Here is a 25,042-nt window from a genome sequence, read left to right as displayed (position 1 = left end):
AATTTGATTTTTATACGCCTTCACTAGAAAACCCCGCTCTCTAAAAAGAAAGCGGGATTTTTCGTCTTGTTTATTTTACATTAGAATAAGAAATACTGTACATGCTGTTAAAATACGTATTGTAAAGAGCTTGAACAGCACGGTCTAAAGCGGCTGCTTTCACACCAAACATCATGCTCACCTCAGAAGATCCTTGATTGATCATTTCAAGATTCACTTCAGCACGAGCAAAAGCGTCTGTCGCTTTTGCAGCAATCCCTACTGTGCTATTCATTCCCTCTCCTACTACCATAACCATAGCAAGATCACGCTCAATAAAGATTTCATCTACTTCAAGTTCTTTTTCAATTCGAGCAAATACACGCTTTTCCACATCTGGCGTAAGCTGATGCTCGCGCATGATGACAGAGATATTATCAATTCCTGAAGGAGTATGTTCGTAGGAAATACCTTCATCTTCTAAAATTTCAAGCAATCTTCTGCCAAAACCAATTTCACGGTTTAATAAGTATTTGCTCACATGAATATTGCAAAAACCTTTGTCCCCAGCGATTCCGACCACCGGCGTATCGCCGTGAGGACGCTCAGCTACAATAAATGTACCCTTTGCTTCAGGATTATTTGTATTCTTTACACATACAGGAATGCCTAGTTTATAAACCGGCTCTAGCGCTTCATCATGGAAGACAGAAAAACCTGCATAGGATAGTTCACGCATTTCTCTGTATGTGACTTCTTTCATTTCATGAGGCTTTTCCACAAGTCTTGGATCTACGCTATAAATAGCATCTACGTCGGTAAAGTTTTCATACAAATCAGCTTTTACTCCCGCTGCTACAATCGAGCCTGTGATATCTGACCCACCGCGCGAGAACGTAACCATGTTCCCTTCTTCAGAGTAGCCAAAGAATCCTGGAATCACCAAAATGCCCGAACGCTCTCTTAGCTGAGGTAGTTTTTCATAAGACAGTGGAAGCACTCTTGCTCTTCCGGGTTCATCAGAAACAAAAATACCTGCTTCTTTTGGATTTACATAATGAGCTTCAAACCCTAAATGGTTTAAATAAGCAGCCATTACCTTTGCGTTATTATCTTCTCCGCTTGCTTTTAGACAGTCTAATAAGCGAAACGGATCGTTTTTATGTAAATCAATAAGTGATTGTAAATTCGTAATAATGTCCGTAATAATCGTTTCTGGCATAGACAAGTCCACAACAATTTCACGATAGCGATCAATTACTTGCCCAAACTCATCGACGTAATCTTCTCCAAGCTGTATTTTGGCAGAAAGTGCGATTAGCAAATCTGTCATTTTTGTATCTTCTCCGTATCGCTTGCCCGGAGCTGATACAACTACCAGCTTTCTCTCTTTATCAGACGTTACAATATGCGCAACCTGTTTAAATTTCTCTGCGCTTGCAACTGAACTCCCGCCAAACTTCGCAACCTTCATGTTTGAGACACTTCCTTACTTTGTTTTTAATATTCGATTATTGTATCATATTTTATCAAGTAGAAAAGCTTATCTATCTAACTTTTCTAAAAATTAAAGGAATACTACCGTAATTGTACTCTCATAAAGAACAAATGTCTACCACGAAAACACAAAAAGACTGATTTTACATCATGTAAAATCAGTCTTTATTTGTTATTCTGCTTTTGGCTTTTTTAATACACCTACAAGGACCGCTGTTACAATTGCACCAATTAAAATTGCTAGTGCATATAAAAGAGGATTTCCTTGTACAATTCCGATAACGAATACGCCGCCATGTGGTGCTGGTAAACCGATGTGGAACATCATTGTTAAAGCACCTGCTACTGCAGCACCGATAACCGATGCGGGAATGACACGGCCTGGGTCAGCTGCTGCGAATGGAATCGCACCTTCTGTGATAAATGAAAGACCCATTACATAACACGTTTTACCTGTTTCACGCTCTTGGCGAGTAAATTTGTTTTTGAACAAAGTTGTCGCAATAGCCATACCTAATGGTGGAACCATACCGCCTGCCATAATCGCTGCGTGTGGTGCATAGTTTCCAGCATCAATCATTGCAATACCAAATGTAAAGGCTGCTTTGTTAATAGGGCCACCCATATCAATAGCCATCATACCGCCTAAGATAATACCTAATAATACTAAGTTACCTGTACCAAATCCACTTAACCAGTGCGTTAATCCTTTGTTAATTGCACTAACTGGCTCGTTTACAACATAAAGCATAATCAATCCTGAGATAAAAATCCCAAATAGCGGATAAAGAAGAACTGGCTTAATTCCATCAAGCGCTTGCGGTAAACCGCTGAATAATTTCTTTAATCCCACTACTACATAACCCGCTAAGAAACCAGCGATTAAACCACCTAAGAAACCGCCTCCACCAGAAGCTGCTAGAAGACCTGCCACCATACCAGGAGCTAAACCAGGACGATCAGCAATACTCATTGCAATGAACCCCGCTAGTACCGGTACTAGTAAGAAGAATGCATTATCTCCGCCAATTGTTTTTAGCGCCGCTGCAAATGCATTGTACGTTGGATCTTTCGGTTCTGCTGAGTGAATGCCAAACATAAATGAAATGGCAATTAAGATCCCGCCCCCTACAACAAACGGAAGCATTGCTGATACACCGCTCATTAAATGTTTGTAAAACCCTGTACGCTCTGATCCTTTACTTTCTCCGCCTTCTTTGCTGCCACCACCGCCGCTGTATACAGGAGCGTCTCCTTTTAACGCGCGGTTAATTAATTGTTCAGGCTTGCGAATTCCTTCAGCTACTGGGACTTGAATAACTTTTTTACCTGCAAAACGTTCCATTTCTACTTGCTTGTCCGCTGCAACAATAATAGCGGTAGCGTTTTCAATTTCTTCCTTCGTCAACGCGTTTTTAACACCGCTGGAACCATTTGTTTCAACTTTGAGCGTCACGTTCATATCTTTCGCTTTTGCTTTTAGGCTGTCCGCTGCCATATATGTGTGGGCAATTCCTGTTGGACAAGCCGTTACAGCAAGCACTAATTGATCTGAAGCCGTATCCACTTCTTCTTCCGGCGCTTCATTTTCAGTTTCTTTATCATCAATTGCTTTAATGACTTCATCAATCGATGATGCCGTTAGCAACGTTTTTCGGAACGATTCGTCCATTAATAACGTAGACAAACGAGATAGTGTTTCTAAGTGAGCGTTATTCGCGCCTTCACTCGCTGCAATCATGAAGAATAGGTGTGCAGGCTGTCCGTCTAATGATTCATAATCGATACCTTCTGTTGAGCGTCCAAATGCAATGGCCGGTGTTTTTACCGAGCTTGTTTTCGCATGCGGAATGGCGATGCCTTCCCCAATTCCTGTTGTACTTTGAGATTCACGGTTTAAAATTGCTTCTTTATAGCCAGCTCGGTCGCTTAAGCGACCAGCTTCGTCTAATTTTCCAACTAACTCATCAATAACATCAGCTTTTGACGTGCTTTTTAAATCAAGAATGATTGTATCTTTTTTTAATAGTTCTGTAATTCTCATTCTCGGTTCCCCCTACTCTACCTTTGTGATTGACACTTGTTCACGAAGCGTCTTTACATCTTCTGCTGTACATAATTCAAGTGAGAATGCTGTGGCACTTCCTGAAGCAACTCCTGTTTGAAAGGCTTCTAATAAATCCCCTTGCTTTACATAAGAAGCAATAAATCCAGCTACAAGTGAATCGCCAGCTCCAACAGAATTTTTCACTGTTCCTTTAGGGACTGTGGCACTGTAGACACCGCTTTCGTTAATAAGAAGTGCTCCATCGCCTGCCATGGATACAACGACGTTTTGCGCTCCTTGTTCCACGAGTTTTTTACCATATACTAGCGCATCTTCTGCACTGTTTACTTCTACATCAAACAATTCTGCAAGTTCATGATGATTCGGTTTGATAAAAAACGGCTTGTGAGATACGACGTCTAGCAAGGTTTTTCCACTTGCATCTACTACAACTTTTACTCCGTTCGCTGCTGCTAGTTCAGTTAATGTTTCATACACAGAACTTGGAAGCGTTTTCGGTATACTCCCCGCTAATACGAAGATATCGCCTTCAGTCATTTGCTTTACTTGAGTCAATAAAGACTGAAGCGCTTCGTCTGTAATAGCAGGTCCTTGACCGTTAATTTCTGTTTCTTTTTCGGTTTTTAACTTTACGTTAATGCGGGTATCTCCATCAACTCTTGTAAAAGCTGTTTCAATATTCTCCGCTTTTAAGTAGTCTTCGATATAGGTTCCTGTAAAGCCGGCTACAAAACCGAGAGCTTTATTATCAACACCTAATCGTTTTAAAACGCGAGAGACGTTAATGCCTTTTCCTCCTGGAAACTTGGCTTCATTCGTTGTGCGGTTAAGTCCGCCTTCTTCGAATGCTGAAACATGTACTACGTAATCAACGGATGGGTTCAACGTACATGTATAAATCATGATTTCACAACCTTTATGTCTGTTTTGTTTGCATACTGTGTAAGTACATCGCTAGGTACGTCATTTGTTATAATTTTTGCTTCATGTAAATCGGCTATTTTCGCAAAACTTGTTTCAAAAAACTTAGTAGAATCTGATAAAATATAAGATTCTCTAGACAGCTTCATTGCCGTTTGCTTGATCAATGCTTCTTCTGGATCAGGAGTTGTATATCCATATTGATGATGAATCCCATTCGCTCCCATAAAGCACTTATCAAAACGATACTGCTCAAGACTTAAAAGAGCTCCATTGCCAATTAAAGCACCCGTTTTATGTTTAACGGATCCTCCAATTAAATAGAGGGTGATACCTTGTTCTAGCATCGGGTTTAAATGCATTAAACCATTTGTCACGACAACTACATCTTTTTGCTTTAAAAAAGGAATCATTTCATACGTTGTAGTTCCTGCATCTAAAAAAATACAGTCACCTTCATTTATAATGGAAGCCGCATACTCTGCAATGTTTCGTTTATCTTGAACATTTTTAGCAGATTTTTCGATAACGCTTAGTTCGATTCGTTTACTGCGAATAAGCGAAGCGCCACCGTGAACACGTTTGAGCATTTGCTCTTCTTCTAGTTGACTTAAGTCTCTTCTAATTGTGGATTCCGAAGCGCCTGTAACTTCGATAAACTCTTGTACTTTTACAAGTTCTTTCTCTTTTAAAAGTTTTAAGATTAGTTGATGTCTCTCCGGCGTTAACATGTTCTAGCTCCTTTTTCAAAAAAGCGTTTTCATTTATTTCATGTACTTACTTTATCACGGTTTACATTCAAAATCAATCATAAAAAATCAAAAACATTCATTTTTTTAATTACAAAATAAAGTTTTTTGAACGAATAATTAGATTTGCATTTGTTTTAATAATAGTTTATACAAAAGGAAATAAGCTGGTAATTCAAGAATTTGTCTACTTTTCTCATTATATGTAAAGGTTTTCTTGCACTTAATTAGCTATGACTGTTTTTGACTATTTCTTGACCGATTGAATTTCTCCTGACTGAATTATGTTTAGCTTGTCCTGTTTTAATGAGAGCCTATACATCAAAAAAAGTTGTCCACCTTTTTGGACAACTCGAAGTGACCCATCATTTAAATAAAAACAGAAGCATATATAATATAGAAGCAAGGGCAGAAGAAATAGCTAAACTTGAGATAAAACGAACGAGTCTTTTTTTAATGAACTGCGTTAATTCAATTTCTCTTACTTGAGTTTTTTCATTTTGCATACAATATCCCTTCTTTAATCAAAATTTCCTAGTAGCTAAAAGTTACTACTCGCAGAATATGCTTTTATGTATTGTATGCAAGCGTTAAAAAAAAGATACAAATCGAACAAAAAAGCTACTCTTAGCTAGAGTAGCTTTCATCTTTCCATACATCTGCTTCAATTACTGCATCTGCTCGAATCGAATATGTATAACAAGGCCCTGTCACCATCAGCGTATTCGACTGCAGCGAGACTTTATCGATCGTCACTCGTTCATACCTTTGAATATGTCCTGCTTCATAGACGTGAAGCGTTACTGGATGATGCTCCGAGTAACTGTTCATAATGACATTTTCAATATGCTCAATCTTTTCTTTTTTCAACCCTAAAGACTGCTTATGCGCCTCGGGACTGTACATTTTCTTCATTTTCTCTAAATGCTCAGGCATTACTAACTTCGCATACTGTTTTAATTCATCTTGATACACGTTCATTCTCCCCCTTGACTCTTGCTTCTATTTTACCGAACGAACATTCTCATTGCAAAACTTTTTAATCAAAATAAAAGCAAACAATTCATTTTTTCATACTCCATAAAAACTGTCAAAAGATTTTATGTTAATAGTAGAAACTGATTTTTAAAAAAATAATAATATACCATCTTTAATTCATTCTCTAGAGTTGGTATAATACATTGTCATGACTGTGTTTTCGGAGTTTTTGATGATTGGAGGTAACGTTCATGATTAATAAAATAAAAGAAATTATCCTCATTATTCTAGGGAGCCTCATTTTCGCACTGGCCATTAATTATTTTGCTATTCCAAATGAATTAGCAGAAGGCGGCGTAACCGGTGTAACAATGATTACCTATTATGTACTAGGCTGGTCGCCGGGTATCACAAACTTTATATTAAACGGTTTGCTGGTACTGATCGGATACAAATTGCTTCACAAACGTGTGATTGCTTACACAATTATATGTATTATTTTCACATCTCTATTCCTACATATAACTGAAGGACTGGGAAATCCTCTTGACGATACGCTACTGGGGGCTATTTTTGCTGGGATTTTAGCCGGAGTAGGACTCGGACTAGTGTTTAGAGGAGGCGGAACTTCCGGAGGCTCTGCAGTTATCGCCCGCTTAGCTAATCAATATCTAGACTGGAATATTAGCAAAACGATGCTAGCAATTGATTTATTAGTTGTAGCAAGCGCTTATTTTGTCATCGGGGGAGAAAAGACGATGTACACGGTTATTTCTCTTTATATTGGAACAAAGGTGCTTGATTATATCATTGAAGGACTCAACCCCCGCAAAGCAATCACCATTATTTCGCACCGTTCAGCTGAAGTAGCCGAACAAGTCAATAAAAAGATGCAGCGCGGCGTCACTGTCTTTTCTGCTCATGGAAGCTATACAAAAGAAGCAAAAGACGTATTGTACGTAGTTGTGAACAAACAAGAACTGCTAGAGTTAAAGCGCATTATTCATAAAGTCGACGAACAAGCTTTTGTGGTCGTACACGATGTGCGCGACGTCTTTGGAGTAGGTTTTACCATTCCAAAAGCCAGTTGAAAACCCGCTGTATAAAAGCGGGTTTTTTCTATTATATATGTTTGCGCTGAAAATACAGTGAACCTGCTGCTACAAAAAGAAGAAAGCTGCTTATGATAACCACTAAGAAAGTCTGTGTAGTCAGCATCAAATCCCATGATTCTCTTCCCGTTACTCTTAACATTCCATACATCGGCTGAGTCCATGGGTACCACGGGCCAAATCTTTGAGAATTAACAACGAATAAATTCGGTAGTGTGAAAATGACGTTAACTGTTAAAGATGCTCCAAAGCTAGAAAGTGCCATCGACACAACTAGCATAAACGCAAGAATTGGCAACACTGCAATCCAGCCGCCTAGCATATTTCCAGCTATCATTTTTAATGGAATAGCACTCGGGTAGTCTTTCAATATGCTAACCCCTAATAAAGCAACAAATACAAGCACTTGAAGAATTCCCATAAAAGCCGCTGCTGTGATCAATTTTGCTCCGTATACTGCTGTCCTTGTCACAGGAAGAGATAATAATTGTTTCCACCCTCCTGCTTCGTGTTCGTATCGACAAACGAACGAAGTTACTAAACCGCCAATTAGCGGAAAAAGTAATAAGCCGTGAACATTGGCAATGAAGGCACTTGCCATAAGCCATTTCATTTTCCCATTTGGCAACGCCGGATCTCCCACAAAAAGGATAGCAGCGATAAGAATTGGACTAATAAAAAGATATACCCAGGCTTTTGTTTTCAACAATTTAAACCATTCTACCTTACATAATTGCCACAACATTTACGCCACATCCTTTCTGATAAAGTGAAAGGCGCCTGCACCATATAAGAAGATACCGATAATCGCGCCTGTTATCATATACGTATTCCGGTAATCAGAGAATACTAACATCGGCCATTGCCAAATAAACCAGCTTGGCAATTCTCCCATACCACTCATTGTCACACTCATCATAATACCTAGTGCAAGAGAACGGCTTTGATTTTTAAAAAGCATAGATAGCCATATTTGAATAGCCACAAACGGGATGGCTGAAAAGAACGGATAGAAGTTATAAACAAAAAGGGTTTTCCAAGAAGAAGGAAGACCAAATCCTAACCACCACCCCAGCCCGATTATACCAATCGATAGAAAAGCAGAAGCGATGAGTAACATAGCCATAACTACTATAAATTTTGCCGTATAAACACTTAGCCTGGTTACAGGTAAGCTCAGCAGATGCTTCCAGGAGCTTCTATGATATTCAACATGCGCTATATTTGAAGCAAGAATTGTTCCTCCCAGTAAAAAAGCTGTAGGAAGCGTAATGTTTATTTCATGAAAAAGACCTTCCCACACATTTGGATTTTGTTGAATTAAATATTCATATCGAACGCTGTAATCTACAAGTGTTAAGCCTACTACACCTGCTGGACCTAAAAATAATAAAAACCAAAGCCATTTTCTTTTTAATTTCATACACTCAGCCTGCATTATTTTTATGAACATGTTCATTCTCCTCGCTCGTCAGCTTTAAAAAGATATCTTCTAGTGATTTTATTTTTTCTTCGACGCGATAGATAGAGACATTTTCTTGCACGAGTTGATAAACAAGATGTGCCACTTGCTCATGATCAATATAATCTAGAAGGAGGCTGTTTTTATTGACAGTAGGTACAAGTCCGTTTGTTAATAGTATCGTTTTTGCCTTTTCTACCTCCCCTATTGTAAATGCCACTTGATGTTTAGCCTTTTTGCGAAGCGATTCAATTGATCCATTAAATAGCATCTTTCCTTTTGTAATAATGCCTACTTGAGTCGCTAAGTGGTCAATTTCATAAAGTAAATGACTTGAAATCAAAACGGTAACGCCATTTTCCCTTGGCATTTCTTTAATTAATGAGCGAATTTCTTGAATTCCTGCAGGATCTAGTCCATTAGTTGGTTCATCTAGGATTAATAAGCGAGGGTTTCCTAGAAGTGCAGAAGCAATGCCAAGACGCTGTTTCATCCCGAGAGAAAATCCTTTAACTGGACGATTTGCTTCCTTTGTTAACTTTACAATATCTAGTACTTCATCCACTCTATTTCTAGATACGCCTAGTATCTTGCGAAGTACCTCTAGATTTTCTCTTGCAGTTAGATGTGCATAATAAGAAGGACTCTCTACAAGTGAACCTATCTGTTTTAAGGCTCGAATATGCTGCCTATGATTTATTATTCTTTCTCCAAACAGCTCAATTCCGCCACTCGTTGGCTTCATTAGACCGAGCAGCATTCGAATCGTTGTCGTCTTTCCAGCTCCGTTAGGTCCTAAAAAGCCATAGATTTCTCCTTCTTTGATGGAAAGATTCACTTCACTTACAGCTTCTACTCCTTTAAATACTTTTGTCACCTGAGTCGTTTTAACAATTTCCACTTTTATCACCTCTCTATTACTATAAACAGAGAAAGTTAAGGGGAAGGAAAAGAAAGGTTAAAATCCGTTTAAAAAAAGCGAGTGAATTAATCACTCGCTTCATACACAATTTGAATATCCGTTCCATGTTTTGTTGAATGAATTGACCACGTTAACCCCATTTCTTTAATCATCACATCTACAACCGCTAAACCTACACCGTTTTGTTTGGTCTCACTATTCTTTTTAAAGCCTGACCCTTTATCAGAAATGATAAGAGAAGATGAATTATGTTCTTGAACAAGGCGAAAACCAATAAAACGACCTTCTTTAGCATGACGAATTACGTTTTGACATAAGTTATCTATTATTCTCTCTAACCACTGCACGTCTCCATACCAGTATAGAGACTGTGGCGGTAGCTGAATATCCACTTCCATATTTTCTTCTTCAAATAGTGGATACCACTGCGCAATGCTTTTTCTGAAAAATCGAACCATATCAACCTCCTCTTCTCGATACGGATATTTTCCATTTAACAGCAGCGTATAAGAAAATAAATTATCTATTAAACTGCTGACAAATTCTATTTTAGTATCAATTACTTCAAGAGCCTGTTGAACATTCCACGTTACTTCTTCACTTTTCAGCTGATAGATATGGGTTCGAACGGTCGTGAGCGGTGTCCGTAAATCATGGGACAGGCTCATAATTAAGTCTTGCCTCAGCTGTGCTTCTAGCTGCTCTCGGCTCCGACTTTCATGAAGCTGTCTTACCATTTGATTAAATGATTGTTCTAGCTGTCCAATTTCATCCGTGTACTCAGATGCAACAGGCAAGGGAATTCCTTGCTCGTCTTTGTTATTCATAGCGACTTGTAATGCACTTAGCCTCTTTCGAATTCGAAGGAAGAAGAACAGAGAAAGCACAATAAAAGAAAGCACAATGACACAAACAAATCCTAAATAAATATTATAGTAGGCTGGATCTAGCTTCTGAATAGGCAGCTCAACAGCTTCTTCCGGTACTTCAATTACCATAAAACCTTGCTTTTTATCTGTTCCAATAAAGGCAAGAACCGTATACGGATCGTTTCCATACCGCCTTTTTATAAATTCAGCCGTATAAGAAGATGACCATTGCTTCGGGAGTAATTCATGATAAGGAAGCGGGAGCTGTGTTTGTCCAGCTTCGTTTACCCAAAACATTGAAGCTTCAGGATATTTTCCCTTCAATAGTTTGAGCTTTTTATTGATTGTTTCCTCATTTGCTCCGTCTAGCTTTTTGGCTTCTTGATTCCACATTTGTTCATAATAGCTTTTTCCTTTATACTCTTCATTTAATAATCCTTGAATATGCATAAAAGGAACGGTGATCAGCCATGAGCCCGCAAAAAATGATAACGGTATAATCAATACGGCTACAATCATAATTAAGATATACTTCGTAACAAGGGACTGTGCAACGTTCATTGCTTGACCCTGTAGCCAATCCCTCGTATTGTTTCAATAATTTCAGGCTTAGCTGCATTTTTCTCCAATTTTTCTCGCAAATAGCGAATATGTACCATTAACGTTTTATCTCCTTCTATATAACGTTCTTTCCATACCCCTTCATAAATTTGTTCTTTTGTTAAAATTTGATTTAAATGCTGAAGAAAATAAGTGAAAATATGAAATTGCTTACCTGTTAAACTAATTTCTTCACTTGTCTCTCTGTTCATTACACGATAGTCTATCATCGAAATATGCAAATGTTTTAAAATAAGTTCTTCTTTCTTTCTTGAAAACCTTCTTAACAATACTTCGAGCCTTGCCAGCAGCTCTTCTGGATGAAACGGCTTTGTGACATAGTCATCGGCAAACTCTAGCCCAATAATCTTATCTTCTAGAGCTGTACGAGCTGAAAGCATTAAAACAGGGACATCGGGCGCTAACTTTTTAAGCTTTTTCCCTACGGTAAATCCATCTAATCCAGGAAGCATTACATCTAAAATAACAATATCCGCTTGTTTAATAAACTGACTGGCGCTATCTCCTGATTGTAACCAAGTAACTTCATAGTTTTTCTTTTTAAGCTCTTTTTGAATCATTAATCCAATTTCTTCATTATCTTCAATGTATAAAACGTGATTCATGCGCACACCCCTTTACTTCTTTTTCCATTTTACCGAATTCTTCCTAGCGGTAAAAGACAAAAAAGCTAAAAGGCGAGGCCTTTTAGCTTTTTTCTTTACACGTCCACTTAATTAACAAACCGCAGTGCGTTAATCCTCCTCCAAACCCATAGAGAATAAGAAGGTCATTATTCCGTACTTTTCCTGTCACTATCCCTTCGTTTAAAGCAAGCGGAATAGAAGCTGAAGATGTATTTCCGCAGTATTGCACACTCGTTAACGTTTTATCCATTGAAACACCTGTTTTAGCACAAATCGCTTCAATCATTCGAAGATTTGCGCTGTGTGGAATAAACCAATTTACATCAGAAAGAGAAATAGGTGTATTTTGTAATAAGGCTTCTACTCCTTTTGGAACCGTTCGGACGGCAAAACGATACACTTCACGTCCGTTTTGAACCAAATTCCCGCTCGAGTTAATTTCTTTTTCTGAAAGAGTGTCAGATAAATTAGAACGGTATAAATTTACGCCTCCGCTTCCATCCGTTCCGTAATGAGAGCCTAAGAAACTCGGATTACACTCGTCGAACTCTACAAGCATCGCTCCCGCTCCATCACCAAACAGCACGCATGTTGCCCGGTCCGTATAATCTGTAATTTTCGACATCACTTCCGCACCGATAACTAAAATCTTTTTATGCAGTCCCGATGTCACTAAGCCATTGGCCACATGAAGGCCATATGTAAACCCGGCGCATGCAGCGCTTAAGTCAAATGCTGCAGCTTGCTCAATATGAAAGTATTCTTGAATCTGACATGCTACGCTGGGAAAAAAGTGATCAGGCGTTGTTGTCGAAACAATAATTGCATCTACATCTTTTATTTCTACAGCATATCGGTTAAGCAAATTTCCAACTGCTCGAATGGCAAGCGTAGACGTGTATTCGCCTTCACCAGCAATTCGTCGCTCTTTCATTCCCGTACGCTGCACAATCCATTCGTCATTTGTATCAACCATTTCTTTTAAATGGTCGTTCGTTAATTTTTGCTTTGGTGTATACGTCCCCATGCCTGTGATTCTAGCTTTTGATTGTATCATTTCTCCACCTCAAATCAGTTGATACTTAATTATAACATCTACTTTTAATATCTGGTACTAATTTTTAATAGATAAAAAGCGTAAAGGCGCACCCTTCACGCTTTTTATCATATAGAATAATCTTCTGGAATAAATACTTTTAGCTGCTTAGGCTTTACATACACCTGCTCTCCTACTTGAAGGCTGAGCGTTTTATAATGCTCTTTACTTAATTCAGCTTCTAGAAATTCTTCTGCATCTTCTCTTTTTAATTCAATTTGCACGATAGGTCCTATCACATGAATATGGCTAACCGTTGCAGAAACGGCATCTGCGCTTGTTTTTATCTTTTCAAGGTGAATATCATGAGGTCGCACATATCCAACAGCTGCTTCTTCATTTCTTCCGCTAAATTCCGGAACATCCATTTCAAAGCTTCCTTGTTGTAGTTTCCCTTTATGAATGCGGCCCTTGAATAAATTGACGTTTCCTAAAAAATCGTACACAAATGGACTGTTAGGATAATCATACACTTCTTCAGGACTTCCAATCTGCTCAATTTTCCCGTTGTTCATCACAACAATACGATCAGCTACATCCAAGGCTTCTTCTTGATCATGCGTAACGAAAATACTCGTAATATGAAAATCATTATGCAATTTACGCAGCCATCTGCGTAAATCCTTGCGAACTTTTGCATCCAGAGCGCCAAAAGGTTCATCTAATAGTAGTACTTTCGGTTCTACTGCTAACGCTCGTGCAAGCGCTACTCGCTGGCGCTGTCCGCCCGATAATTGAGAAGGATAGCGATCTGCAAGCGGCTCTAATTTAACAAGCTGCAGCAGCTCGGTTACTTTCTTGTTAATGTCTGTTTTAGAAGGTCTTGTTTTTTTAGGTCGTACTTTTAAACCATACGCAATGTTATCAAACACAGTCATATGCCTGAACAAAGCATAGTGTTGAAAAACAAACCCCACATTCCGCTCTTTTGGATTTACGTGCGTAATTTCCTTTCCATCAAATAAAATAGCTCCTTGATCAAGATGTTCAAGACCGGCAATGATGCGAAGCAAAGATGTTTTTCCAGAACCGGACGGACCGAGTAACGCTACTAATTCACCCGTTTGAATATCAATGTTAATAGAATCCAGCGCTTTAAAATCACCAAAGTTCTTTGATACGTGCTTAATATGGATACTCATCTCATAAGCTCCTTCCTGTTTAAATATGTTTGGCTTTCCACTCAATAATATTTTTTATAATTAATGTGAAAATAGCTAAAATTGACATTAAAGATGCTACCGCAAACGCTGCTGCAAATTGATATTCATTGTAGAGAATTTCAATTTGCAGAGGCATCGTATTTGTCATTCCTCGAATGTGTCCAGACACAACGGAAACGGCTCCAAACTCCCCAATTGCACGCGCATTACATAAAATAATGCCATATAATAAGCCCCATTTAATATTCGGTAACGTCACTAGAAAAAAAGTTTTGAAACCACTGGCTCCTAACGTTAACGACGCTTCTTCTTCGGCTGACCCTTGAGCTTGCATGAGTGGAATCAATTCTTTGGCAACAAACGGAAGCGTTACAAAAAGGGTAGCTAATATAATACCGGGAATAGCAAAGACAATTTTAATATCTTGATTAAACAGCCATTCTCCGAATAACCCTTGTGCACCAAATAATAAAATAAAAACCAATCCAGCAATAACAGGCGAAACGGCAAACGGTAAATCAATAAGCGTAATTAAAATATTCTTTCCTTTAAAATCAAACTTCGTAATTAACCATGCAGCTACCACGCCAAAAACGGCATTTAAAGGAACGGTAATAAGCACAACAATTAGCGTTAGTTTAATAGCAGCCAAAGCATCCGGATTCGTAATCGCAGCGAGATACGTTTCCCACCCTTTTTGAAAGGCTGTCATAAAAATGGTGATGAGCGGAAGCACTAAGAATAGAGCTAAAAAAACCAGCGCAATAAATGTAAGCAGCCATTGGACCACTTTGGGCTCTTTTAAACTAGAATGAGTGATTTCAACAGTCGTTTTTGCATGCTGCATTGGAACATGTCCTGCCAATGTCATCCCTCCTTAACTATATACAAATTTACGATTTGTCCACCATTGAATAATATTAATAAGTAATAACAGAAAAAATGATACAACGAGCATGACTGATGCAATAGCAGTAGCGCCCGCATAATCGTACTGCTCGAGTTTTGTCATAATAATAAGCGGCGTAATTTCAGTTTTCATCGGCATATTTCCAGCAATAAAAACAACCGACCCATATTCTCCAAGCGCTCTTGCGAATGAAAGAGAAAAACCTGTTAAAACAGCAGGCACCAGCTCCGGAAAAATAACTTTTCTGAACGTCTGTATTCGGCTAGCTCCTAAACTAGCAGATGCTTCTTCAATCTCTGCATTAAAGTTTTGCAATACCGGCTGCACCATTCGGACTACAAACGGCAGACCGATAAACGTAAGAGCGATAATAATTCCGATAGGCGTAAATGCGATTTTAAACGTAAATAATTGACCAATCCATCCTTTCGGAACGTAAAGAGTGGTCAAGGCAATGCCGGCAACAGCCGTTGGCAAGGCAAACGGCAAATCCACAAGTCCGTCAATAAGCCTCTTTCCAGGAAAATGATACCTCACTAATACCCACGCAATAATGGTTCCAAAAATAACATTAATGATGCCGGCTGCAAATGCTGCTCCAAAGCTTAATTTATACGATGCTACTACTCTAGGGTCTGTAACAGTTTTAATAAAGTCGCTCCACCCCATAGATGCCGTATTGAAAAAAATCATAGATAACGGAAAAAGAACAAGGATGCTTGCATAAAACATCGTAAAACCTAAAGAAAGCCCAAACCCAGGTAAGATGCTTTTCTTTTTCTTCTGTCGTTGTAACACGCTCACGTCTTACACCTCTCTCTGCTTTTCAGATACATGTACACAGAAGATACGAATCACCATTCGTATCTTCCTCTTTCTACTTTTTTAATGCATCATATTACTTTGGCTGATAAATCTGATCGAATGTTCCTCCATCGTTAAAATGCGTTTCTTGAGCTTTTTTCCATCCACCAAAATCTTTAATGGTAACTAGGTTAAGAGAAGGAAATTGATCTTTGTGTTCCTCTAATACTTTTTCATTTCGAGGGCGATAGTAGTTTTCCGCTGCTATTTCCTGACCTTTTTCTGTATATAGGTATTTTAAGTATGCTTTTGCTACCTTTGTCGTGCCTTTCTTTTCAGCTACTTTATCTACTACAGCAACAGGCGGCTCTGCTAAAATACTTAATGACGGTGTGACAATTTCAAATTTATCTTTTCCTAGCTCATTTAACGATAAGTAAGCTTCGTTTTCCCATGCAATTAACACGTCTCCAATGCCTCGTTCTACAAAGGTAGTTGTAGCTCCACGTGCGCCTGAGTCTAACACTTCGACGTTTCCATAAAGCTTACTCATGAAGTCTTCAATCTTTTTATTATCTCCGTTATATTTATCCTTCGCGTATGCCCAAGCCGCTAAATAATTCCAGCGTGCGCCTCCAGAAGTTTTTGGATTTGGCGTAATAACAGATGTACCTTTTTTCGTTAAATCATCCCAATCTTTAATTCCTTTTGGATTTCCTTTACGAACTAAAAAAACAATCGTTGATGTGTATGGTGTAGAATTATGAGCCAATTCTTTTTCCCAGTCTTTGTTTAATAATTGGCGAGTTTGAGCGATTTCATCAATATCGTAAGCAAGCGCCAGCGTTACTACATCCGCTTCTAAACCGTCAATAACTGCTCGGCCTTGCTTACCAGAGCCACCGTGTGATTGCTGGATAGTGACGTCTTGCCCTGTTTTATCTTTCCAATAAGACGCAAAGCTCTTATTGAACTCCTGATAAAGCTCACGTGTAGGATCATATGAAACGTTTAAAAGTTCTACCGGTTTTTTTGAATCGTTTTTACTCGCAGAACTATCTTTCCCTGCTGTTTCAGTAGATTTTCCATTGCCGCAACCTGCTAGCACCACGAGCAGTGCTGTCAGCACCATTAAAAACTGAACTGCTTTTTTCTTCATGTTTTACTCCCCTTTTTATAAAAAAATACAAAAAGGCCGCTATCTCTTTGAAAAGAGAAGCAGCCTTCAGTTAGTCTGATCAGCGTATATGCTCTTAAATTATTCTTATTAAATTTATTAGTAAGAATAAAAAGAAGATACTTTCTGAAAAGACAATTTATTCTTGTTTTTATAATAAACACACTTTACCTATTAGTCAACTAGGTTTTTAATCTTTTTTACACTTATTTTAGTTCTTTTTACGTGTTTTCCTTACTTACTGCGTGCCCGATACTCTTTTTCTAAGTCAGAGAGTGTGAGTTCAAAAAGATGATATTTTTCTTTTTTGTAAATCCCTTTTTTCAGTAACTCTTCAATGAGGTATTGTTTTCTTTGCCGCACCGCTGCTCGTAATAAATTTTCCATCTTTTCTCCTCCTATTATATTAATTTAAGAATAAAAAAAGACTCCTAACACAGGTCAGAAGCCTTCGGTAATCCGATCAGCACAGGAATGAAACTGTCAGACCTTCATAATTTTAAAAAATGTCATACTCATAAAGCTTATAATCCACCTTGAATTTGAAAGATTCTAAATCTTTGTCTCAAAAGAAAGTCAATCCTTTTTCAACCACGCATATTTTCTATATTTAACAAAGCACTTTTTTGCCGCCTACTGTCAAGACGTCGCTAACTAGACCAGTCCTTCTGACTTTCTCAAAAAAATATTCAATTAGGCTTACTTGTGGCTGGCTACTTTGCTTTTAGCTAAAAAGCGGTTTTTTTCCGTGCTGTCCACTTGAGTAATTTGTCCGTCGTGAAGAGTAATTAGTACAGATCCATAGTTAATTTCAGTCAGTAGTTTAACGATATAATCTAATTTTTCTTGTGTAATTGAAGCCATTTTATCATTCTCCTATTCATAAATAATTTTATATTTTAGTTACAATTGAATAAACAACACGAACAACATCTATAAGTACTTGTATAATGAGCAGAAGATAAATGCATGGTAATCCTCCCCATATGTTCATTTGAAAATTGAGATATTAATAGCCACAGTCGCTGTACAGAAAAAGCCCACACTAGTAGCGAACAAGTATGAGCCTTCGGTTGACCGATCAGCTTCTTTAGCATCCCAATTTTTTCAAAAGATTTATACTATCTATATTATTTACACTTTACCTATATGTCAAGTAGGGATTAAAAAAATAAATAGATAGTATTAATTTTTTTTATATCTTTGACCTATTAAAAAAGACTCATCTGCATGAACTTACACAGACGAGTCTTTTTTAGTCCTATTTTTTTGGATAGGTAATGTTACAGTAAAGGTGCTTCCTTGATCACTTTTACTTTCTACATGTATGGCTCCCTCATGCAGTCGAACAATTTTTTTGGTAATAGCTAGACCAAGCCCACTTCCTTTTAACGTTCTCGATTTATCTACTTTATAAAAGCTTTCAAAAATATATTTTTGATCTTCTTGTGAAATACCAATTCCATTATCCTTTACTTTTACGAATATTTCTTCGTTTTTTAGATAAACGGATATTTTCACAAATCCATGTTCAGACGTATATTTAATAGCATTGGTTATCAAATTTAACCAGACTTGCTCTAACAAGTCTTGATCTGCTTCTATTTGAACATTAGATAAATCGAGGTCAATTTCTATGTTCTTTTTTGTCCATTGAGGTTCTAAAGCCATAACCACGTGTCTGATTTGTTCATCCAATCTGTATTGTTTTAGCATCAGCGTTTGATGTTCAGAGTCAAGAGAAGCAAGTTTTAGTAAATTAGAGCTAAGCTGAGAAAGTCTTGTACTTTCTTTTTCAATAATCGTTAAATATTGTCTCTTTTTATTTTCGCTCACGATATCATCTTTAAGTGCCGCTGAAAAACCGCGAATTGAAGTAAGCGGTGATTGAATTTCATGCGAAACGCTAGCAATAAACTCTTGCCTCATCGTTTCTATTTTGTTTAATTCTTTAGTCATTTGATTAAAGTTTTTAGTTAACAGACCGATTTCATCATTCGCTGCGTGCTCGACTTGCACATTGTATTCTCCTTGTCCGACAACTTTCATCGCTGTACTGAGACGCTTAATCGGTTTAATAATAATCGTTGAAACATATGCAAACAATACAATACCTACTAATAAAATCGTAATAAGCTGGATATTTTGAACATCTTGAATAACTGAAAATTGCCGCTGGGGATGAGACTGAATAAATAGAGCATACGACCGTCCATTTTCTTTAAAAGGAAGACCCACTACGTTTGGCTGTGGACGATCCTCTTTTTCCTCGTTTAAATTAGAATAACGCTTTCCGTCTAATACTTGATCTACTTCTTTCGGTGTAATTGGAATAGGCGGTCCTGGCTGTCCTAATACTTTTTCTTTATGCTGATCATCAATAATAATAAACGAAAAATGAATGAATGATGAATTAGATAAAAACCTTGCAGCTTTGTCGGAGTCTTCTGCTCCGTACAAATCGATAAAATCTTCTCCCATCTTCACCATATCCTGACCTAATCGCATTTCAAGCTTCTGCTTGCTAAGAAATGTCGTGACGACAACGGTAATCACAACGCTCAATAAAATCGTAATAATAAACGACAGTACCAGCTTTACATAAATTGATTTCACGTTAACACCCTTCTGCTCTATAGCCTAGTCCGCGAATTGTTTTGATTTCCATACCGACGTTTGCCATATGATTAAGCCTCTCTCGCAGACGTTTTATGTGAACGTCTACCGTGCGCTCATCACCTTCATAATCATATCCCCAAATTAATTGAATAAGCTGATCACGAGTAAAAATCTTTCCTGGAGAACTAACTAACGTGAACAGTAATTCAAACTCTTTTAGCGGCAGCTGTTCGCTTGTTTCTCCTGCACTCATCTCTAATTTGGTACGGTCCAATTTTATATTCCCCATATAAATTACATTGTTAGCTTCTACTCGGTACCTGCGTAAAAGGGCCTTTACACGAGCAACCATTTCCTGAGGATCAAAAGGCTTCACGACATAGTCGTCTGTTCCGATATCAAATCCTTTTAGTTTATCATGCGATTCGCCTCTAGCTGTTACCATCAAAACCGGTATATCAAAATACTCCTTAATTTCCTTTGTTAGTTCCCATCCGTCTTTAAATGGCATCATGATATCAACGACCGCTAGATCAATTCGAAACTCTTCCATTTTCGCCCACGCTTCTTCACCATCTGCTGCTTTTATAATTTTAAATCCTTGATTTTCTAAATATAATGATATCAGCTCTCGAATGTGTTGATCATCATCTGCAACTAATATTTGAATCATACATGTCTCTCCCTATTCCTAAGTTTGTCCAGCTTTTACGCACAGTAAGCTCTCTGTTTATACCAAACAGAGAGCCACATAAGATCATACAATGATTTTATACTTCAAATATGAACTGAATATGAACAAACTGATTAACTCTTATTAGCTGAAGTTGTTTGCTCGTTCTTTTTCTACAATTCCTTCCAAATACGATAAAAACGTTTGACGTAAATCTCTGCGCGTTAACCCCACTTCTACCATTGCTTTCATATAGCCTACCTTATCTCCAATGTCAAAGCGCTGCCCTTCAAGTTCAAGAGCAAACAATCGCTCTTTTTCACATACCACGCGCAGTGCATCTGTTAATTGTAATTCATTTCCTACCCCTCTTTCAATCGTTTTTAGATAAGAAAAAATAGAAGGGTTTAAAATGTAGCGGCCCATAACGGCAATAGTTGACGGAGCTTGTTCTATCGATGGTTTTTCAATCAAGTCATTCACTTCATGAAGGCTGCCGCATTTATTTTTCGGCTGAATAATGCCGTATTTTGATACTTCTTCCACATCCACTTTTTGAACTCCAATAACTGATTGATTAGTCGTTTCATACGCTTGAATCATCTGTTTGAGCGCAGGTTCTTCAGAAGTCATAATATCGTCTCCAAGAAGAACGGCAAACGGCTCATCTCCAATAAACTGCTCAGCACAAAGAATAGCATGACCAAGTCCTAACGGCTCTTTTTGACGAATATAGTGAATACTGGCCATTGATGAAATCGTTTGTACTTCTTTTAACATTTCGAACTTGTGCTTTTCTTCAAGCATTTGCTCTAGTTCAATTGATTTGTCAAAATGGTCTTCAATTGATTTTTTATTTCGACCTGTAATAAAAATAATACTTTCAATACCTGATTTCACAGCTTCTTCTACAATGTATTGTACAGCAGGCTTATCGACAATTGGCAGCATTTCTTTGGGCTGCGCTTTTGTCGCCGGCAAAAATCGAGTTCCTAAACCGCCTACTGGAATAACTGCTTTTTTTATCGTCATATATGAATCCCTCTTTCTTTTTTAGTAGTAAATACAAATAATTTAGTGCCAATAAAATTGATACCGACACTTACGATTGTGATCAAAAGTTTACTGATTAGCAGCGATATACCCCATTTATTATATAGAACAGTCAACAGAAAAGATGTTAGGGATAAAGTGATTAAATTCACGACCACGAATGAAATCACTTCACGCTTACTGCTTTTTTCTTTTTTCTTAAACGTCCACTTACGGTTCATGACATAACTGTTTAAAATCCCCGCGCTGTATGAAATCCACTGCGCTAGTATATAGTTCACACCGATTGTTGTTAAAAGTGCATATACTGCAAAATCAATCAGTGTATTTACAACTCCTACTAACGCAAATTTAATTAAAGGTAGCCATTTGTTAGTCACGAAGTGATACTTCCTTGCGTGTTTCAAGCTGATACTTTTCACGGACGATATAGAGCGGACGATTTTTTGTTTCATCGTAGATGCGGCCAATATATTCTCCAATCATACCAAGAATAATTAAAATGATGCCGCTAAAGAATAGCTGAATGACAATTAACGACGACCACCCGGTGATGGTACTGTCTGTAAATAACTTCAAATACAGCACCACAAAAAGATAAATAAAACCGATACCAGATAGCGTTACACCAGCATAGCTAGCTAGCTTCAGCGGTTTATAGGAGAAAGACGTAATGCCATCCATTGAAAGCTTCAGCATCTTTTTCAAAGGATATTTCGACTCCCCGGCCAAACGCTCGTCTCGCTCATATTCTACTGCTATTTGCTTAAAGCCCACCCAGCTTACTAATCCGCGTACAAAGCGATTTTTTTCTTGAATGCTATTCATTTGATTGCATACTTTACGATCTAGCAAGCGGAAATCCCCTGTATCGAGAGGAATATCAATATCAGTCATTGCACGTAAGAAACGATAAAACATAGCAGCCGTTTGCTTTTTAAAATATGTTTCTCCTTTTCGCTTTGTACGCTTAGCGTATACAACGTCAAACCCTTGCTTCCATTTTTCAATCATCTCTAAAATCAATTCGGGCGGATCTTGCAAATCAGCATCAATCACAACGACCGCCTCTCCTCTTGCATAATCCATACCAGCTGTAATAGCAATTTGATGACCAAAGTTACGAGCAAAATCTAATAAAACAACGGCTGGGTCTTGCTCACTGTACTCTTTAATGATTTCTGCCGTTCGGTCTCTACTGCCGTCGTTCACGAAAAGAAGCTCGTAAGCTTCTTTCGTTGAACGCATCACTTCTGTTAGACGGCGATAGGTTTCATGAATCACTTCTTCTTCGTTGTAGACAGGAACAACAATAGAATATTTAACAATTGAACTCATGTTCATGTCCTCCTTATTTAAGCGTTATTTCGTATAATGTTCCATTTCCAGATGGTCCTTGCTGAGAACTTGATGAAGTAGACTGCCATTTGGAAGAAGGAATCTCTTTACTATTTTCTTTAATCCACGTGATAACGTCAGATTGGCCTCCCTTGCCCATTCCAGACAAGTAGAAATATTTCACTTCACCTTTTTTAATCATGGCTTTTAATTTACTCACCGTTAGAATTGGATCTGAACCGCTAAATCCTCCCATTGCCATGACTGGTTTGCCCGTTTCGATAATGTAAGGCGCAGCTGAAGTTGAATCCGTTGTGGCAAACAAATATTTTTCACCTGTATTATTTTTTGTTAAATAGTTTAGTAGCTTTTTGTTTACTTCTGCGTTCATCCCTCCACTTTTTCGTTTTGAAGATGATGATTTGCTTGAAGAGCTATTTGGCATTTGACTATTATTGGATGAACCGCCTGGCATTTGCATTTGACCATTATTGGACGAACCGCCCGGCATTTGCATTTGACCGCCGTTCGATGAACCGCTTGGCGGCTGCATTTGATTGTTCGATGATGAATTGCCGCTAGAGCTTCCTGGAGGCTGCATGCCGTTAAAGCCAGACTGTTTGCTATTCGTTGCTGTGCTTGGAGGTCCTCCCATACCGCTTGAAGAATCAGGACCTGCTGCTGGAAGCATGCTATTTCCACCATAAATAATTGGTGTCATTGCCCAGTACGCGGGCATTGCTAGCAAGACAACCATTGCTGCTACCCCTAAATAATTCGTTACAGAATTTTTACGCTCTTTACGAACAGCTAAAACAAGAGCTAAAATGACGCCCAGTGCCCCTACACCTGCAATTGGTGCTACGCCGATTGAGCTGATATAAGGAGACATAATATATACTTGAAGCGCTGCCGTTGTTAAAATACCGCCCGGCAACAGCCATGATTTCCAGCCATTACGCTGTTTGTACATGCTCCATAAAGCTACCGCTCCCGCTCCTGCAAATGCGGCGATTGGAGGTGCCAGCATAATTAAATAATACTGATGGAAAAATCCTGCGATACTAAAGAAAACAGCTACTGGCAGCAGCCAAGCTAACCAAAATAAACTTTCTTTTTGTTTTGTTGTGTAAGGTCCTTTAAATTTCACTCCGGCAAATAGACCTACGATTGAGAAGATTACAAATGGCAATAGCCAGCTGATTTGATCTGATAATCCTTTTTGGAACAGTCGGAATGGACCAGGGTTCCCTGTGTTGAACATTCCGTTTTGATTTCCTCCACCTGGAGCCTGCATCTTTTGAGAAGAGCTGCTCTTGCTTTGATTTGAGCTTTGTGAAGACTCAACATTTGAATTACTCGTTTGTTTTGTTTCACTGCTTGCTGTTTGCTGCTGAGCTTGAGCAGGCTGTTTATGACTGCTTCCCATCACGCTTGTATTTCCCGTTAAACGATTGATACCGTTATATCCAAAAGCAAGCTCTAGAACTGAATTTGTTTGACTGCTTCCCATATAAGGCCGTTTATCAGCAGAAGTTGAATCTACTACAACTGCCCATGAGACAGAAACGGCGAGCATCAGTGCAGTTGCTGTTGTTAAAAAAGCTATTTTCTTTTTCCATGTAATTTTAGTTGCCACTACATAGAAAACATAAAATGCTGGTAAAACCATGTATGCCTGAAGCATTTTCATATTAAAGGCAACACCAATCATCGCAAAAGCTGCTAACACCCAGCCAAATTTAGCCGTACGCACAGCACGAAACAACATCCATGTTGCTACTAATAATGTAAACACAAGCATACTATCAATATTATTTGTTCGGCTTACCGCCGGTACAATTGGCGTCAGAGCCATGGCAAGAGCAGCAAACCTCCCAGCCCATACGCCAAACGTACGTTTTACGAGTACGTATAGTAAAAGGACTGAACCGATGCCCGCTAATGCTTGCGGTAAAATGACACTCCATCCGTGAAACCCAAATATTTTGGCACTAATTGTCTGAATCCAAAACACAACCGGCGGCTTATCAATCGTTACATAGCCTCCTGGATCAAAAGATGCGTAAAAGAAATTATGAAAACTTTGAAGCATACTTTTGACAGCTGCCGTGTAATAAGCGTTGGCGTATTCATCTGTCCAAATTTTAAATAAGTTCAAAAACGCTGCAATTAAAACAATTGGAACTAAAAATAAGTCTATTCTTTTCTTGTTTGAAGTCCGTTCTTCTTTCACTTCACTGTTCATGTGTTTCATTTCACTCCTTCGTAATTTCTGACTTTAGTCTAACAAGCTTATGTGAACTGATTATGAACAGTAGAAAATAATTTTTTTATTTTTTAAAAAGCTATTTGACCTCTTACGCTCAGCAATGAAATATTTTACAATTAAAGAATCAAGTACA

25 protein-coding genes are annotated in these 25,042 nt (G+C 38.2%); 1 reads left to right on the top strand and 24 read right to left on the bottom strand.

Annotation, left to right across the window (positions count from 1 at the left end):
- Positions 1-70 precede the first annotated feature (70 nt).
- The 6 genes from ACOZIR_RS19825 to ACOZIR_RS19800 all read right to left on the bottom strand — a co-directional run bounded on the left by ACOZIR_RS19825 (position 71) and on the right by ACOZIR_RS19800 (position 6,195).
- Positions 71-1,453 carry an aspartate kinase gene (locus tag ACOZIR_RS19825; protein WP_045290521.1) on the bottom strand — a complete coding sequence of 461 codons (1,383 nt, stop codon included), beginning with the start codon at positions 1,451-1,453 and terminating at the stop codon, positions 71-73.
- A gap of 195 nt (positions 1,454-1,648) precedes the next feature.
- Positions 1,649-3,520 carry a PTS fructose transporter subunit IIABC gene (locus ACOZIR_RS19820; protein ID WP_045290523.1) on the bottom strand — a complete coding sequence of 624 codons (1,872 nt, stop codon included), beginning with the start codon at positions 3,518-3,520 and terminating at the stop codon, positions 1,649-1,651.
- Positions 3,521-3,532: 12 nt separating this feature from the next.
- Positions 3,533-4,447 (bottom strand): 1-phosphofructokinase, encoded by a 915-nt coding sequence (gene pfkB / locus ACOZIR_RS19815; protein ID WP_014460320.1) that lies wholly within the window; start codon positions 4,445-4,447, stop codon positions 3,533-3,535.
- The gene (locus ACOZIR_RS19810) at positions 4,444-5,196 is read right to left on the bottom strand and encodes a DeoR/GlpR family DNA-binding transcription regulator (protein ID WP_045290524.1); all 753 of its coding nucleotides are present in this window, start codon (positions 5,194-5,196) and stop codon (positions 4,444-4,446) included. The genes pfkB and ACOZIR_RS19810 overlap by 4 nt, the downstream gene beginning before the upstream one ends.
- Positions 5,197-5,579: 383 nt before the next feature.
- Positions 5,580-5,720 (bottom strand): hypothetical protein, encoded by a 141-nt coding sequence (locus ACOZIR_RS19805; RefSeq protein ID WP_013056833.1) that lies wholly within the window; start codon positions 5,718-5,720, stop codon positions 5,580-5,582.
- Between the two features lie 121 nt (positions 5,721-5,841).
- Entirely contained in the window at positions 5,842-6,195 is a 354-nt protein-coding gene (locus ACOZIR_RS19800) for a YolD-like family protein (RefSeq protein WP_033578844.1), read from the bottom strand.
- Positions 6,196-6,443: 248 nt separating this feature from the next.
- Here ACOZIR_RS19800 and ACOZIR_RS19795 point away from each other — a divergent pair, with 248 nt between their 5' ends.
- Positions 6,444-7,283, top strand: coding sequence for a YitT family protein (locus ACOZIR_RS19795; protein ID WP_028413534.1), 840 nt, complete (start codon positions 6,444-6,446; stop codon positions 7,281-7,283).
- Between the two features lie 31 nt (positions 7,284-7,314).
- Here the strand turns inward: ACOZIR_RS19795 and ACOZIR_RS19790 are convergent, their stop codons facing one another.
- The 18 genes from ACOZIR_RS19790 to ACOZIR_RS19705 all read right to left on the bottom strand — a co-directional run bounded on the left by ACOZIR_RS19790 (position 7,315) and on the right by ACOZIR_RS19705 (position 24,894).
- Positions 7,315-8,049, bottom strand: a complete 735-nt coding sequence (locus ACOZIR_RS19790) for an ABC transporter permease (protein WP_310878698.1) — start codon at positions 8,047-8,049, stop codon at positions 7,315-7,317.
- Positions 8,050-8,757: an ABC transporter permease gene (locus tag ACOZIR_RS19785; protein ID WP_045290527.1), complete on the bottom strand. Its 708-nt coding sequence runs from the start codon at positions 8,755-8,757 to the stop codon at positions 8,050-8,052.
- Positions 8,732-9,667, bottom strand: a complete 936-nt coding sequence (locus tag ACOZIR_RS19780) for an ABC transporter ATP-binding protein (protein WP_045290528.1) — start codon at positions 9,665-9,667, stop codon at positions 8,732-8,734. Before ACOZIR_RS19780 ends, ACOZIR_RS19785 begins: the two co-directional genes overlap by 26 nt.
- A gap of 86 nt (positions 9,668-9,753) precedes the next feature.
- Entirely contained in the window at positions 9,754-11,118 is a 1,365-nt protein-coding gene (locus ACOZIR_RS19775; protein ID WP_045290529.1) for a HAMP domain-containing sensor histidine kinase, read from the bottom strand.
- Positions 11,115-11,783, bottom strand: coding sequence for a response regulator transcription factor (locus tag ACOZIR_RS19770; RefSeq protein WP_045290531.1), 669 nt, complete (start codon positions 11,781-11,783; stop codon positions 11,115-11,117). Before ACOZIR_RS19770 ends, ACOZIR_RS19775 begins: the two co-directional genes overlap by 4 nt.
- A gap of 82 nt (positions 11,784-11,865) precedes the next feature.
- On the bottom strand, positions 11,866-12,861 hold the full coding sequence (locus ACOZIR_RS19765; protein WP_045290532.1) for a ketoacyl-ACP synthase III: 996 nt from the start codon (positions 12,859-12,861) through the stop codon (positions 11,866-11,868).
- A gap of 107 nt (positions 12,862-12,968) precedes the next feature.
- Positions 12,969-14,042, bottom strand: a complete 1,074-nt coding sequence (locus ACOZIR_RS19760; RefSeq protein ID WP_045290534.1) for a sulfate/molybdate ABC transporter ATP-binding protein — start codon at positions 14,040-14,042, stop codon at positions 12,969-12,971.
- 19 nt (positions 14,043-14,061) lie between these two features.
- Positions 14,062-14,928, bottom strand: coding sequence for a sulfate ABC transporter permease subunit CysW (gene cysW / locus ACOZIR_RS19755; protein ID WP_045290536.1), 867 nt, complete (start codon positions 14,926-14,928; stop codon positions 14,062-14,064).
- Between the two features lie 12 nt (positions 14,929-14,940).
- Positions 14,941-15,777 carry a sulfate ABC transporter permease subunit CysT gene (cysT, locus tag ACOZIR_RS19750; protein WP_045290537.1) on the bottom strand — a complete coding sequence of 279 codons (837 nt, stop codon included), beginning with the start codon at positions 15,775-15,777 and terminating at the stop codon, positions 14,941-14,943.
- Between the two features lie 94 nt (positions 15,778-15,871).
- Entirely contained in the window at positions 15,872-16,936 is a 1,065-nt protein-coding gene (locus ACOZIR_RS19745; protein ID WP_045290539.1) for a sulfate ABC transporter substrate-binding protein, read from the bottom strand.
- 252 nt (positions 16,937-17,188) lie between these two features.
- The gene (locus tag ACOZIR_RS19740) at positions 17,189-17,341 is read right to left on the bottom strand and encodes a Fur-regulated basic protein FbpA (RefSeq protein ID WP_310878695.1); all 153 of its coding nucleotides are present in this window, start codon (positions 17,339-17,341) and stop codon (positions 17,189-17,191) included.
- A 312-nt stretch (positions 17,342-17,653) separates the two neighbouring features.
- Positions 17,654-17,818 (bottom strand): YezD family protein, encoded by a 165-nt coding sequence (locus ACOZIR_RS19735; protein WP_013056824.1) that lies wholly within the window; start codon positions 17,816-17,818, stop codon positions 17,654-17,656.
- 372 nt (positions 17,819-18,190) lie between these two features.
- On the bottom strand, positions 18,191-19,570 hold the full coding sequence (locus ACOZIR_RS19730) for a sensor histidine kinase (RefSeq protein ID WP_045290540.1): 1,380 nt from the start codon (positions 19,568-19,570) through the stop codon (positions 18,191-18,193).
- A gap of 1 nt (position 19,571) precedes the next feature.
- Entirely contained in the window at positions 19,572-20,246 is a 675-nt protein-coding gene (locus ACOZIR_RS19725; RefSeq protein WP_045290542.1) for a response regulator transcription factor, read from the bottom strand.
- Positions 20,247-20,390: 144 nt separating this feature from the next.
- Complete coding sequence (galU, locus tag ACOZIR_RS19720; RefSeq protein WP_045290544.1) at positions 20,391-21,278, bottom strand: UTP--glucose-1-phosphate uridylyltransferase GalU; 888 nt, start codon at positions 21,276-21,278, stop codon at positions 20,391-20,393.
- The gene (locus tag ACOZIR_RS19715) at positions 21,275-21,679 is read right to left on the bottom strand and encodes a GtrA family protein (RefSeq protein ID WP_310878694.1); all 405 of its coding nucleotides are present in this window, start codon (positions 21,677-21,679) and stop codon (positions 21,275-21,277) included. The genes galU and ACOZIR_RS19715 overlap by 4 nt, the downstream gene beginning before the upstream one ends.
- A complete protein-coding gene (locus ACOZIR_RS19710) occupies positions 21,672-22,637 on the bottom strand; it encodes a glycosyltransferase family 2 protein (RefSeq protein WP_045290546.1) in 966 nt (321 codons plus the stop codon). Before ACOZIR_RS19710 ends, ACOZIR_RS19715 begins: the two co-directional genes overlap by 8 nt.
- A gap of 13 nt (positions 22,638-22,650) precedes the next feature.
- Complete coding sequence (locus ACOZIR_RS19705) at positions 22,651-24,894, bottom strand: glycosyltransferase family 39 protein (protein WP_045290549.1); 2,244 nt, start codon at positions 24,892-24,894, stop codon at positions 22,651-22,653.
- Positions 24,895-25,042 lie beyond the last annotated feature (148 nt).

It is taken from the genome of Priestia sp. D3YE.R1 (genome assembly GCF_049199565.1).
In the GTDB taxonomy this organism is placed as follows: Bacteria; Bacillota; Bacilli; order Bacillales; family Bacillaceae_H; genus Priestia; species Priestia aryabhattai.
The sequence above is the reverse complement of the archived record's forward strand: the minus strand, read 5'-3'. Positions and strand labels throughout refer to the sequence as shown.